At 73.6% G+C, this 13720-nt stretch carries 10 protein-coding genes; 8 read left to right on the forward strand and 2 right to left on the reverse strand.

Features of this window, described 5'->3' with window-relative positions; all coding sequences use genetic code 11:
- Positions 1–129: 129 nt before the first annotated feature.
- From ACGFZF_RS13590 to ACGFZF_RS13600, 3 genes are all read left to right on the forward strand, one after another.
- Complete coding sequence (locus ACGFZF_RS13590; protein ID WP_393553877.1) at positions 130–753, forward strand: TetR/AcrR family transcriptional regulator; 624 nt, start codon at positions 130–132, stop codon at positions 751–753.
- A gap of 98 nt (positions 754–851) precedes the next feature.
- Positions 852–1559: a ribonuclease HII gene (locus tag ACGFZF_RS13595; protein WP_393553879.1), complete on the forward strand. Its 708-nt coding sequence runs from the start codon at positions 852–854 to the stop codon at positions 1557–1559.
- Between the two features lie 85 nt (positions 1560–1644).
- Positions 1645–2277, forward strand: a complete 633-nt coding sequence (locus tag ACGFZF_RS13600) for a hypothetical protein (RefSeq protein WP_393553881.1) — start codon at positions 1645–1647, stop codon at positions 2275–2277.
- A gap of 87 nt (positions 2278–2364) precedes the next feature.
- Here the strand turns inward: ACGFZF_RS13600 and ACGFZF_RS13605 are convergent, their stop codons facing one another.
- Positions 2365–2994, reverse strand: coding sequence for a hypothetical protein (locus ACGFZF_RS13605; protein WP_393553883.1), 630 nt, complete (start codon positions 2992–2994; stop codon positions 2365–2367).
- 216 nt (positions 2995–3210) lie between these two features.
- Entirely contained in the window at positions 3211–5394 is a 2184-nt protein-coding gene (locus ACGFZF_RS13610) for a RecQ family ATP-dependent DNA helicase (RefSeq protein ID WP_393553885.1), read from the reverse strand.
- Positions 5395–5517: 123 nt separating this feature from the next.
- On the opposite strand from ACGFZF_RS13610, the gene ACGFZF_RS13615 reads away from it, so the two are divergent.
- The 5 genes from ACGFZF_RS13615 to ACGFZF_RS13635 all read left to right on the forward strand — a co-directional run bounded on the left by ACGFZF_RS13615 (position 5518) and on the right by ACGFZF_RS13635 (position 13482).
- Complete coding sequence (locus ACGFZF_RS13615; RefSeq protein WP_393553887.1) at positions 5518–7050, forward strand: DUF4192 family protein; 1533 nt, start codon at positions 5518–5520, stop codon at positions 7048–7050.
- 112 nt (positions 7051–7162) lie between these two features.
- Positions 7163–9217, forward strand: coding sequence for a glycogen debranching N-terminal domain-containing protein (locus tag ACGFZF_RS13620; RefSeq protein ID WP_393553889.1), 2055 nt, complete (start codon positions 7163–7165; stop codon positions 9215–9217).
- 108 nt (positions 9218–9325) lie between these two features.
- Entirely contained in the window at positions 9326–10096 is a 771-nt protein-coding gene (locus ACGFZF_RS13625) for an NUDIX domain-containing protein (RefSeq protein ID WP_393553891.1), read from the forward strand.
- Positions 10097–10289: 193 nt separating this feature from the next.
- Positions 10290–12434: an ATP-binding cassette domain-containing protein gene (locus tag ACGFZF_RS13630; RefSeq protein ID WP_393553893.1), complete on the forward strand. Its 2145-nt coding sequence runs from the start codon at positions 10290–10292 to the stop codon at positions 12432–12434.
- Between the two features lie 160 nt (positions 12435–12594).
- The gene (locus ACGFZF_RS13635) at positions 12595–13482 is read left to right on the forward strand and encodes a FadR/GntR family transcriptional regulator (RefSeq protein WP_393553895.1); all 888 of its coding nucleotides are present in this window, start codon (positions 12595–12597) and stop codon (positions 13480–13482) included.
- Positions 13483–13720: the final 238 nt, after the last annotated feature.

Raw genomic sequence — 13720 nt, forward strand, 5'->3', positions numbered from 1 at the left:
GAATCCCCCACGGAAGAATGAGTGAACGCACCCGTTCACTGTCCTCAACGGTAGTGAGTCCCCGTCAGTGAACGCAACCGTTCACTGAACACTGCCGCCCTCCCGATCAACCCCAATGGAGAGCCCCTGATGGTTACTTCGCGCTCCTCGGCCGCCGCTCGGCCGCAGGGGGCGTCGATGCGACGCCGCGGTCCGGTCCTGGAACGGGCCATCCTCGAGGCCACGCTCGAGCAGTTGAGTACGGTCGGCTGGAGCGGCCTGACGATGGAGGGCGTCGCGGTCTGCGCCCAGACCGGCAAGGCCGCCGTGTACCGGCGCTGGCCGTCGAAGGAGGATCTCGTCGCGGACGCGCTCCGGACCGCTCTGCCGACCGTCGAGGGCCCCGATCTGGGCAACGTGCGGGACGATCTCTACGAGCTGTGCCGGAGGGTCCGCGACGCGATGTACTCCAGGCTCGGCTTCGCCCTGCGGGCGGTGATTCACGAATGCGACAGTGGAGCGGCCGAACGGTTTCACGACCTCATCGTCAGCGGAGTGATCGACCCCTCGACGCGGCTGATCCGGGGCGCGGTGGAGCGTGGCATCCAGCGGGGTGAGGTGCGCGCCGATGCCGGGGCCGAGCTGCTCTACGACGTCATCCCGGCGCTGATGATGTACCGCTCGAAAATGTGCGGCAGTGAATGGAGTGACCCCGAGATCGCCGCCATGATCGACGAGGTCATGGTGCCGCTGCTCCGGGCCCGGGCGGCCTGAGCGGGATGCCGCCCGCGCCGCCCGCGAGCGCCGACCGGACATCCGACGGGAATCCGGGTATCGCGGGCGGCGTCCCTCGGCGTAACCTGTCTGGCGCCATGCCGTACGAACCACCTACCCACAGCGTCGAGCGATCGCTCCGAGCCACCACCGGCGCCAAGATCATTGCCGGGGTCGACGAGGTCGGACGCGGAGCATGGGCCGGACCCGTCACGGTGTGCGCGGCCGTCACCGGCCTCCGTCGGCCTCCCGAAGGGCTCACGGACTCCAAGCTGATCACCCCCAAGCGCCGCACGGCCCTGGCCGTGGAGCTCGAGAAGTGGGTGACCAGCTACGCGCTCGGGCACGCCTCCCCGGAGGAGATCGACGCGCTCGGCATGACCGCGGCGCTCCGGCTGGCCGCGGTGCGTGCCCTGGACGCACTGCCGGTGCGTCCGGACGCGGTGATACTCGACGGCAAGCACGACTACCTCGGCAGCCCCTGGAAGGTCCGCACGGTGATCAAGGGCGACCAGTCCTGCATCGCGGTCGCGGCGGCCTCCGTCATCGCCAAGGTGCGGCGCGACTCGATGATGGCCGAGCTGGAGGCCGAAGCGGACTGCTCCGCCTACGCCTTCGCCGCCAACGCGGGCTACCCTTCGCCGGTGCACAAGGCGGCGCTCGAGGAGCGGGGACCCACCCGGTATCACCGGCTCTCCTGGTCGTACCTCGACGCCCTGCCCCAGTGGCGGCACCTCAAGAAGGTCCGCGTCTCCGCCGAGGCGGTCGCTCTGGAAAGCGGGGGCCAACTCGGCTTCGACTTCTGAACCACCCGGTGCCTCGGCAGCCGGGTCGCACGATTGTGCCAACCCGCCGGAGCCCAGCGCGCCGGCATTTGATAGACATCCACTCATGCCTCTCATCCCCGAGGAGCCTCAGATTCACGAGAGTGCCCAGGGTCCCCGCGCCGCCATGGCCGCCGGTCACCCCGCGCCGAGTCCCCGTCCCGTACCCGGACCGCGATCCGCGAGCTCACCGCGTCCCGGGCGTCCTGTGCCCGGACCGGCCAGGCCCGGACCGCCGGTGCAGCGTCAGCACACCGGTGCCGGCCAGCCCGCGTCGTCCGGCCCGGAGAATCGTTCCGAACAGCGATCCGGCCCGCAGATCCAGCTGATCCCCGCTTCCTTCGAAGGCGCGCTCGACGCGGCCGAGGAGGCAGTGGACCTGCTGCTCGACTCCGGTCGCGCACCGGGAGACATCCTGGTGCTCACCACCGGCGAGCAGCACCCCTGGGCGGCGCACGAGCTGTCCTTCGGCGATGCCGCCTACTGGGCCCAGCAGGACGCCCGCGACGACGTGTTCTTCGCGGACGCCGCCGCCGTGGAGCGGGCGGCCGCCCGCCCCGTGGTGGTCGTGGCGGTCAACGGCGGGGCCGACGAGGCCACCGCCCGCGCTCTGCCCGTCGCCGCCGCCCGCGCGACCACGCTGCTCATCGTCTGCGGTGACCCGCAGCGCATGGGCGCCGTGCTCGGCACGAGCGTCTGAGCCGGAGCACCGACCGCGGTCCTGTCCCGGCCGCCCCTCGCGGGCGGCCGGGCCGTGCCGCTGCCCGCAGGCAGCCCGGCCGTCGTCTCAGCGCGCCGCCACGCGACGCAGGGGCTCGGCGGCGCCTCCCGCCGTACGGGGCGTGAGAACGCCCAGTTCGGACGTGACCTCGCCCAAGGGCGTGGGACGCGAGTCGGAACCGGGATGGCGGCCGCCCCTGCCCTCTCCCAGGACCTGCCAACCCCCACGGGTCAGCGTGATGTACGCACCGCAGCGCAGGCCGTGGAGCGTGCACGCGTCCCGGAGCCCCCACATCCAGGCGCCGTCCTCCTCGGTCCAGCGCTCGTCGCCCTCGCGGCAGTAGAGCAGCACCGCGGTGCGCACCGGGGAGCGGCGCCGGAGGTCGTGCGGGAGGACCCGGCGCAGATGCGCGAGGAGCGCGTTCCGGAACTCCCATCCGTCCGCCGGCACGGCACGACGGACGAACGACGCGCTGGCCGTGAGCCGTTCCTCGTGGTCGAGGACGGCGACGACCGCGGTCGTGGGCGTCGGACGGTGACGGGTGTGCAGACCGGTGACGACTTCACGCGGATTGCGCAGCAGGGGAATCCCCGCCGCGGCCCACTCGGCCGGTTCGAGCATCCGAGCGAGGCGGCTGGCGGACCCGGACGACGAACTGATCGAGGTGGCTGCGGACGGAGCGAATCCGAAGGTCACGGTCCTCCCTTCGGATACGCGCCCGCCAGGCGGGCAAGGTCGAGTGAGGGCGCACCACGGCACGGTCCTTCGAGACCGCGTACGGGCCGTGCGGGGCGGATGCCCAATTCTTGCTGGCCTGTGCGCGGGCGGCAACGAGCAATTGAGGCCGCTGACTGGAATGCGCCGGTATGACTCTCATATCCCTGCCCAGTTGCCCATTGTTCACTCCCTGTTTCACCCCTGGACGGCAAGTACCAGTGGGTACACCCCCTCTGCTCCCGCCCGGCGCAGCAGACGGGCCGTCACAGCGAGTGTCCAGCCGCTGTCGGACAGGTCGTCCACCAGCAGGACGGGGCCTTCCGCGGCGGCCAGTCGCTCCGCCAGTTCCGGAGGAACCGTCAGGGCCTGGTGGAGGCCGACCACTCGCTGGGCACTGTTCGTTCGGGAGAGCCGCAGGTCCTCGGCCTCCGGTGCGTACTCCACCGAACCGAGCAGCGGCATCCGGCCGATCTCGGCGATCCGGCTGCCGAGCGACCCCACGAGCTGCGGCCTGCTCCGCGAGGCGACCGTGACGACACCCGCCGGCCGGTTCGGGGCCTCCGGCTCGCCGGACGCCCAACCGCCCGGCCCCTTGGCCCAGTCGGCGAGCACGTGGACCACCGCCTGGACGACATCGTCCGGAACGGGACCGTCAGGAGCCTGCTCGGACAGCATCGGGCGCAGCCGGTTGCCCCAGCCGATGTCCGAGAGCCGGCCCAGCGCCCGTCCGCCGAAGGACTGCTCGCCGGCGGGGATACGGCCCTTCAGGTCGACGCCGACGGCCGCCAGTCCGGTCGGCCACATCTTGCGCGGCTCCACCTCCACGCCGGGCCGCCCCAGCTCGCCCTTGGCGGCGTCGAGCGCGGCGTCGGTGACCTTGGGATCGAAGCGGGACCCCGCGCAGTTGTCGCAGCGCCCGCACGGAGCCGCCTCCTCGTCGTCCAACTGGCGCCGCAGGAACTCCATTCGGCAGCCGGTCGAGGCCGCGTACTCCCGCATCGCCTGTTGCTCGGCCGAGCGCTGCCGCGCCACCCAGGCGTACCGCTCCGCGTCGTAGGCCCACGGCCGGCCGGTGCTCGTCCACCCACCCTTCACCCGGTGCACGGCGCCGTCCACGTCCAGCACCTTGAGCATGGTCTCCAGCCGTGTGCGGCGCAGCTCGACCAGCGGCTCCAGGGCGGGCAGGGAGAGCGGCCGGTCGGCCTGCGCCAGCACGTCCAGGGTGCGGCGCACCTGCTCCTCCGGCGGGAAGGCGACCGAGGCGAAGTACTGCCAGATCGCCTCGTCCTCCTTCCCGGGCAGCAGCAGCACCTCGGCGTGCTCCACCCCACGGCCGGCGCGACCCACCTGCTGGTAGTACGCGATGGGTGAGGAGGGCGACCCGAGGTGCACCACGAAACCCAGGTCCGGCTTGTCGAACCCCATGCCCAGGGCGGATGTCGCCACCAGCGCCTTCACCCGGTTCGCCAGGAGGTCCTCCTCGGCCTGCTGACGGTCGGCGTTCTCCGTGCGGCCCGTGTACGAGGACACGGTGTGCCCGCACTGGCGGAGATAGGCCGTGACCTCCTCGGCCGCCGCGACCGTGAGGGTGTAGATGATCCCGGAGCCCGGGAGCTCCCCGAGGTGGTCCGCCAGCCAGGCCAGCCGGTGGGCGGCGTCCGGGAGGCGGACGACACCGAGGCTGAGGCTCTCGCGGTCCAGCGGGCCGCGCAGCACCAGGGCGTCCGTCCCGGCACCCGTGCCGAGCTGCTCTGCCACGTCCGCGGTCACCCGGGCGTTGGCCGTCGCGGTCGTGGCGAGCACCGGCACCCCGGCCGGAAGGTCGGCCAGCATCGTGCGCAGACGCCGGTAGTCGGGCCGGAAGTCGTGACCCCAGTCGGAGATGCAGTGCGCCTCGTCGACCACGAGCAGGCCGGTGGCGGCGGCGAGCCGGGGCAGGACCTGGTCGCGGAAGTCGGGGTTGTTGAGCCGCTCGGGGCTGACCAGCAGCACGTCGACCTCGCCGTCGACCACCTCCTGCTGGACGGTCTCCCACTCCTCCGTGTTGGACGAGTTGATCGTGCGGGCGCGGATGCCGGCACGGGCCGCGGCGTCGACCTGGTTGCGCATGAGCGCCAGGAGGGGGGACACGATCACCGTGGGACCGCTGCCGAGGGAGCGCAGCAGCGAGGTCGCCACGAAGTACACCGCGGACTTGCCCCAGCCGGTGCGCTGCACGACCAGCGCCCGGCGCTTGTCCGCGACGAGCGCCTCGATGGCCCGCCACTGGTCCTCCCGCAGTCTCGCCGTTCCCGTGGGGTCCCCGACCAGACGGGCGAGTACGGCATCGGCGGTGGCCCGGAGTGCGGCGCGGTCTTCGAGAGGCTCTGCGTTGGTCATGCCCCCATGCAACCCGATGGCTCGGACAATGCGCGAACGGGCCGCGAGATCTGTGGACAACCGGCTGCGGGAGTTATCCACAGGGCTTTCGCGGTCGACGGGGTCCGCGAGACCGTCGTGACCATGAACACGAACCGACACGAATCACGCACAACCGCCCCGGCGCAGCAGATCACCCTGCGCGGGCCCGCCGAACTGGCCGACGCCCTCCCGTTCGTGCTGGGCTTCCACCCGACCGACTCGGTGGTGCTCGTCGCCCTCCACGGCGAGCACGGCCGCTTCGGCGGCCGGGTCAGGCTCGGCATCCCGGGTTCGCCGGAGGAGTGGCCCGCCACGGCGGAGGGCCTTGCCGAATGCCTCGTCGAAGGAAGCGGCCGGGTCGGGACCCGGCCGGACGGCATCGTGGTCTTCCTCTGCCAGGACCCCGCGCCCGGCGAGACCGGCCGGCGGGTGATGGAGCGCCTGCGGCCCTTCGCCCAGCGGCTGCGCACCGCCTGCGGGGCCCTCGACATCCCGGTCTACGAGGCTCTGTGCATCTCCGACGGCCTGTACTTCTCCTACTGCTGCCCCGACGTGCGCTGCTGCCCCACGGACGGCACCCCTCTCGCCCTCACGGGGACCTCGGTGATGGCGGCGACCGCCACCTACGCGGGGATCCAGGTGCGCGGATCGCTCAAGGACATGCAGGCGCGGCTGAAGCCCCACACGTCCCCGGACGACGAGCCGCAGCGCCAGGCGCTGAACTCCGCCGCCGCCGTGATCGTGCCGAGGATCCTCGACGCCCCCACCGGGCAGGGCCGCAGGGAGGTGCAGGAGGCCACTCTGGAGCTCGCCGGGGAGGCGCTCCGGCGCTTCGCCCCACCCGCCGGGGGAGAGGCCGTCCCAGGAGCCGCAGGGCCCGTCGGCGGGGTGCTGGAAGCCGCCTCCTCCACCGGTGGCCTCCAGGTGGGGACGGCAGCGGCCGACGCGGCCGACGACGGACTGCTGACGCACGACGAGGCCGCGGCCCTGATCCTCGGGCTCCAGGACCGGGAGACCCGGGACCGGGCCGCGGAATGGATGGAGGGCGCGGAAGGCGCCGCGGCCCTGCGGCTGTGGCGGGCACTGGCCCGCCGCTGCGTCACCCCGTTCGAGGAGCACGCGGCCGCGCCGCTCGCCCTCGCCGGATGGACGGCCTGGTCGACGGGCGACGAACCGGCCGCCCGGGTGGCTCTGGGCCTCGCGCTGGACGCCGACCCCGACTACCTCTTCGCCCGCCTGCTGCACCAGGCGTGCAACGAGGGACTCGATCCCGAATCGCTGCGCAGCTGCCTGCGAGGTGAGCGCCGAGCCCGTGCGGAGGCGGACACGGCCGTCCCGGCCGGAGCGCCTGACACGGCGGACGGAAGTCCTGCGGCGGACGGCAGCCCCATGGGGGAGCCTCAGGGCTCCGCGGAGGACCCGCGCCCCGCGGAGGACCCACGCCCCGCGGACGACCCGCGCCCCGCGGAGGGCCGGACGGCGCGGCGCCGGGTGCGGCAGCGGACCGGCCCGCCCAGGGGGCCGCGGCAGACCGGACCGTCGGCCGGGACCCGCCCGGGCGTCAGCCTCGTCAAGTCCGCACGGGGCACCGGTACCCGGCGCGGCGGACAGCGCGGGACGAGGAGCGGAAGGTGACGACCGTGACCCGGCCGCCCGCCGAGGCGTTCAGCTCTGTGGCGGGACCGTACGGCCCGTGCCGCCGACGCCACCCCGGCTGTCCGGACCGCACAGAGAGCACGGAACACTCATGGCCCTCAGCCCCGCCCAGGCCCCCAGCGCCGCCTTCGGGCCCGCGTCCGGCGTCGGCACCTCGTCCGCCGGCACGGCACGGCCGGGAGACCTGCCCGCCGTGCACGACGCGATCATCTGTGTCGCCCTGCCCGCCCTCGCCGTCTGCGCCGAGCACGGGCAGCTCACGGGCCACGGCCTCGAAGGGGTCTACCTCGCGGGCCGGCGACTCCTCTCCCGCTGCGTGCTGCGGATCGCGGGCCGCGAACCCGTGCCGCTCCGGGGCAGACGGGCGGCCGCCGACCGCGCGGTGTTCACGGGCGTCCTGCGTACCGCCGCCGACGCAGGGCCCGACCCCGGTCTCACCGTCGAGCGCACGCGGGCCGCGGACGGAACGGAGCGGATCGTCCTGCGCAGTTCCGCCGCCCGGCCGCTCCGACTCCCCGTGGAGATCGCCCTGGCGACGGATCTCGCGGATCTGGGGGCGGTTGCGGCCGGGCTGCCCGGACCCGAGCTCGCCCCGAGCGTCCACGGCACCGGACTGCGGTGGACCACGGCCGACGGGCGGTACGCCGCCGTCACTGCGGACCCGCCGCCGGTGGACGCGCTGGCCGCTGCCGGACTCCTGCGCTGGGAGATCGAGTTGGAGCCCGGTGACGCCCTCAGTATCGAAGTCCGGGTCCGGGGAGGCGACCGGACGTCCCGCGCTTCCGGAGCCGGCCCCTCGGGGGCGGGACGCCCCGGCGGCCAGGTCCTCGCCGAGGCCCGTGCCGAGGGCGACGACCCACGGCTCGGCGATCTGCTGCGGGTCGCCCTCGACGACCTGCGCGCCCTGCTGCAGCGCGATGCCGCACAGTCGTCCGACGTCCATCTCGCCGCCGGCGTGCCCTGGCGCTGCGGACCGGCCACCGCCGAGGCCCTCTGGGCCGCCCGGATGGCCCTGCCTCTGGGCACCCGCCTCGCCGCCACCACGCTCCGCGTCCTCGCCCGTACCCAACTCGACGGACCGGGACCCGAATCGGGTCGCATCCCGGGCCCTCTCCGGGACGCCGGACCGTACCTCCCGCCCCGCTGCACCGGCGTCGAGGCGACCCTCGCCTTCCCGGCCGTCCTGGCCGAGGCCAGACGGTGGGGACTGCCCGAGCAGGACCTCGAAGGGCTGCTCCCCGCCGCGGAGCGGTGTCTGCGCTGGCTGCGCGCCGCCGCCGACCCGAGCGGCTTCGTGCCGGACCCGGGCCCCGCCGGGCCGTGGCGGGCGGAGACCCAGGCACACGCCCATCGCGCGGCCGTGCTCGGCGCCGACCTGCTCGACGCCTGCGACCGTCCGGGAGGAGAGCACCTGCGGGACTGGGCACGAGTCCAGCGGGCCCGGTTCCGGGAGGAGTTCTGGCTCGACGACCCCTCCGGCGGCCGTCCTGTCGCGGCCAGGGCGCCGGGAGGGCGGTCCTGGCCCCTCATGGGCGGCTGGGCGGCGCACCTCCTGGACACCGGTCTGCTGGGCGGCGGCCGGTACGCGCCGGGGCTCCTGGACAAGGCCGCGACCGAGCAGCTGGCGAGACTGCTCGGCACGCCGCTGCTGGACTCCGGCTGGGGGCTGCGGAGCCTCGGCGGCAAGGAACCGGGACACAACCCCTTCGGGCACCGTTCCGGAGCGGTGCGGGTGCACGAGACGGCGGTGGCCGTGGCCGGGCTCGCCACCGCCGGATACGAGAAGGAGGCCGCGTCCCTGCTGCGGGGGCTCGTCGACGCGGCCGAGGCGTTCGGGTACCGGCTGCCGGAGATGTACGCGGGGGAGCAGCGGACGGCCGGCGCGGTCCCGGTGCCGCACCCGGCGGCCTGCCGGCCCGCCGCGGTGGCCGCCGCCGCGGGGGTCCACCTCCTGGCCGTCCTGGCCGGTATCCGTCCCGACGTTCCGGGTGGCACGATCGCCCTGCAGCCCGTCAGGTCCGCCCCGCTGGGCGCGGTGCGTCTGTCCGGGCTCCGGGTCGCGGGCGGGCCGTTCGCGGTGCGGGTGAGCCGGCTCGGGCTCGGCATGGTGGAGGAGGCCCCCGAGGGCCTCCAGCTGGGGGTGTGAGCGATGGGTGTCCGTCACGTGCCGCGTGCCTCGCGAGGAGGAGAAGAAGTCATGGTCGGTGTACCTGCGGGGCGTGTTTATCGTCAGGAAGACGACTATGATCGCGGCATGTCTCCCTACGACCCGTCGGCCTTTCCGCCGTTTGCCGTCACCGTCGATCTGGTCGTGCTCACGGTCCGGGGCCCCGCGCTGTGCGCCCTGGTCGTGCGACGGGGAGAAGCGCCCTTCAAGGGGCGATGGGCGCTGCCCGGCGGCTTCGTCCGGGACGACGAGGACCTCAGCGCCGCGGCGGCACGCGAACTGGTCGAGGAGACCGGACTCTGCGTCCACGACCCGGCCGCCCCGCAGCCCGCGCCCGGCAACGGCGCGCACCTGGAACAGCTGGCGACCTACGGGGACCCGGGCCGCGACCCGCGGATGCGGGTGGTCAGCGTGGCCCACCTGGCGCTCTCGCCCGACCTGCCGGCGCCGCGCGCGGGCGGCGACGCCCACAGCGCCCGCTGGGCACCGGTCGAAGAGCTGCTCGGCCGCGAGGAGTCGGGAGCTCCCGAGGGGGAGCAGCCCGAGCCGCTCGCCTTCGACCACACCAGGATCCTGTCCGACGGGGTGGAGCGGGCCCGTTCCAAGATCGAGTACTCCTCGCTGGCGACCGCCTTCTGCCCGACGGAGTTCACGGTCGGCGAGCTCCGGAGGGTGTACGAGGCCGTGTGGGGGGTGGCCCTCGACCCGCGCAACTTCCACCGGAAGGTGACCGGCACCCCGGGGTTCCTGGTTCCTGCCGGTGGGACCACCACCCGTCAGGGCGGCCGTCCCGCGCAGCTGTTCAGGGCCGGAGGGGCGACCCTGCTCAACCCGCCCATGCTGCGTCCCGAGGTCTGACGGCCCGACGTCCATCACCGGGGCGCCCGTCGCACAGGCGCCCGCAGTGCCACACCTCGGCCCGCGGGGTCCGGACGCGCGCCGAGGCGCCCCGAGAGCTCAGCGCTGCACTAAAAGTCCGAAATGTAGCGTTATCTTGCTTCGCAAGCCGCCACCCTGCCGCGGAGCGGTCTCACCTACCGCGAGAGAAGCGATGCTCCAGGCCATCGGACTCACCAGTTGCCCCCGCCGCGACCTTCCGCCCGCCGTGGACGATCTCACCTTCGACGCCCACCCGGGCCAGGTGACCGCCCTGCTCGGACCCGCCGGGTCCGGCAAGACCACCGCCCTGCGCCTGATGCTCGAACTCGAACCGGGCCGCGGCGTGACCTCCTTCCGCGGGCGACCCCTCCACCGCGTCGCGCACCCCGCGAGCGAGGTCGGGGTGCTGCTCGGCGACGTCGCGGGGCACCCCTCGCGCACCCTGCGCAGCCAGCTGCGCATGCTCTGCGCCGCCGCCGGGGTACCGGTGTCCCAGGCCGACGAGATGCTGCGGGTCGTCGGCCTCACCGGCCTCCACGACCAGCGCATCGGCACTCTGCCGCTCGGAATGGACCGCCGACTCGGACTCGCCTGTGCTCTGTTGGGCGATCCGCACACCCTCCTGCTCGACGAACCGGGTGCCGGCCTCTCCGTCCGTGAGAGCGCCTGGCTCTACGAACTGCTGCGCGCCCACGCGGAGGACGGCGGCACCGTCCTGTTCACCACCGAGGACCCCAGGACGGCCGCCCGGCACGCCGACCACGTCGTCACCCTCGATGCCGGACGGCTCGTCGCCGACCAGGACGTCGCCGACTTCGCCCGCACGAGACTGCGTCCCCGCGTGGCCGTGCGCACCCCGCACGCCGCACGGCTGGCCGCCGTCGTGACGCAGGAGGCGCGGGCCGCCAAGCGCCCCGTCGAGGTGGTCACCGAGAACGGGAACCGCCTCTCCGTCTACGGCAGCGACTGCGCGACGATCGGGGAGGCGGCCTTCCGGCACGGGGTGCTCATTCATCAACTGGCCGACGAGGTGGGTGACACCGGCCCCGCCCTCCCGGCGGCTCGGGATCACACCGGCTCCGGCGGAGACCGGGTCGGCCGGACGGTCCGCTCCGGAGACCCCGCTGACCCCGAAGACCCCGACCTCGACCCCGAGGATCCCAGAGCTCCCGGAGCCCTCGCACGCCCGGAAACCCCCGGACATCCTGGACCCCGGGAACTCGACGTCCTCGTCGCGCGCCGCATCGGAGCGGGACCCGAGCCGGAGCTCTTCGACGCCGCGCACCCGTCCACGGCGGCTGCCGGCCCCGAGTCGGAGTGGGAGCCCGGTCCCGCGTCCGCCTCTGCGTCCGAGTCCTGTGCCGCGCCCGGGACCCGGCCCTTGTTCCCGCCGGACCTCTGGTTCGAGGCGGAGGCGGAGCCCGAGCCCACTCCTGCAGACTCTGACCTCGCAGGCCCTACTTCTGAAGGTTCTGACCTCGAAGGTCCCGCCCCGGAGACCCGTGCCACGGTGACCCCCGTCGCGTCGGCGAGGCGACGGCCGCCGCGGGCGCCGCTGCGACCCCTCCGGTACGAGGTCCGTCGCCTGCTCGGGGTGCCGCCCACCTGGCTGGTGCTCGCCGCGACCGTCGGCGCCTCCGTCCTGATCTCGGTCCTGCTCGCCCGCGGCGGCCGCACGCCCCTGCCCGCGGCCCTCGCGGGGTGGCCGGCCCTCTCGCCCCTGCCGCCCGCCGCCCTCGGGGCCGGCCTGCTCGGCGCCTTCTCCTTCGGGGACGAGTACCGCTACCCCGCCCTCACCACCGGGCGCGGCACGGTCCCGCGCCGTCTCGGCCTGCTGCTCGCCAAACTCGCGGTCGCGGCCGGCGTCGCCGTCGTACTCGCCGTCGTCGTCGTGGTGGCGGACCTGGAGGCCCTCCGCCTCGTCTACGGCGGTGACTTGATCCCCCTGCCCGACAACTGGGCGACGCTGTGCGCGAGTTGGCTGGGCCTGTTGATCGGCTGCGCCTGGGCCGGGGTGCTGGGCGCCGGGGTGTTCCGCGCGGCCGCCGCCGGCGTGGCCGCGGTGCTGGCCGTGCCCATCGTCCTCGTCCCGCTGCTGGGCAGGCTGGTCTCGGGACCGTCGGTGCGCCCCGTCGCCGGACTCCCGGCCAGACTCAGGGAATTCGCGAGCCTGGAGTGGCCCGCGGCTGTCGATCACTGGCTCGAGGGGGCACTCCGGGTGGTCGTGCAACCCGTGGGGGTGGCGCTGACGTTCGCGTTGACGGCACTTCTGTGCGCCTATCTGTTCACCGGGCTGAGCCGTAAGGCGCGTTGGTGATCACTTCCGGATCGAAGAGTTCCGACGCGTCGGCAACTCCCTCAAAAACTGCCCCTTATGTCCGAATAATCGTCAATTGTGTAGGGGGCGCCGATCACCCTTTCGTGTGCTTTTCACCAAAGACCTCAAGGGTCACGGGAGCCACGCCGACAAAGGATGCGTGAGTACCCTTGCGCACACCATGATGACCGCCGCCCGTTCCGTCGACTCCGGCCTCGGCGCCTCGGGCGATCTCGATCGATACCCGTACACGGAGGCGCCCGTCGCCGATCGCGTGGGGCCGCCCTCCTGGGAGGGGGTGGAGACGGACCTCGGCCGGGTCGGCCGCCGCTCGGCCGGCAGTCGGGGTCGCGGACTGCACGGCCAGCTCGTCCAGCAGCTGGGGCAGATGATCGTCTCCGGCGACCTCGGCGCCGACCGCCCCCTCGTCCCCGAGGAGATCGGCCAGCGCTTCGAGGTCTCCCGCACGGTCGTCCGTGAATCGCTGCGCGTGCTGGAGGCCAAGGGGCTGGTCAGTGCCCGCCCGAACGTCGGCACCCGGGTCAGGCCGGTCAGTGACTGGAACCTGCTCGACCCCGACATCATCGAGTGGCGCGCCTTCGGGCCGCAGCGCGACGACCAGCGCCGGGAGCTGAACCAGCTCCGCTGGACGATCGAGCCGCTGGCCGCCCGGCTCGCCGCCGGTCACGGCCGCGAGGACGTCCAGCAGCGGCTGTCCGACATGGTCGAGATCATGGGGCACGCCTTCGCCCAGGGTGACGGCATCACCTTCTCCCGGGCGGACGCCGAGTTCCACTCCCTGCTCATCCAGCTCGCCGGCAACCGCATGCTGGAGCACCTCTCCGGCATCGTCTCCGCCGCCCTCCAGGTCTCCGGCGGCCCCGTCACCGGCTGTGACCGTCCGGGGGAGTCGTGCATCGTGCATCACGCGCGCATCGTCGACGCCGTGGCCGCAGGGGACGCCATCGGGGCCGAGACCGCCATGCGCCAGCTGCTCACGGTCCACCCGGACCCCGGGGGCGTGGTGCCCGCTCCGCGCGAGCACTGACGCGCGGGCCATGGCCGGATGCGCGGAATCGTTCGCATCGAGGGTCGCCGGACCCGCGCGGAACCCGGGGGCGTACGGCGTCCCCGGGGCCGCGGGGGTTTCGGCGGCGAAAATGTGCAACCATTTACCCTTCTGAGGTGATGTGTCGCATATGAGGTGTGACTCGGGCCACGCAGATTGGGCGTAACACTCCTCGAAGCCGTGCGATGACCTAAGAGGTGACGGCCGAGGAAGGAAT

The organism is Streptomyces sp. NPDC048338, assembly GCF_043201055.1.
Taxonomy (GTDB): Bacteria; Actinomycetota; Actinomycetes; order Streptomycetales; family Streptomycetaceae; genus Streptomyces.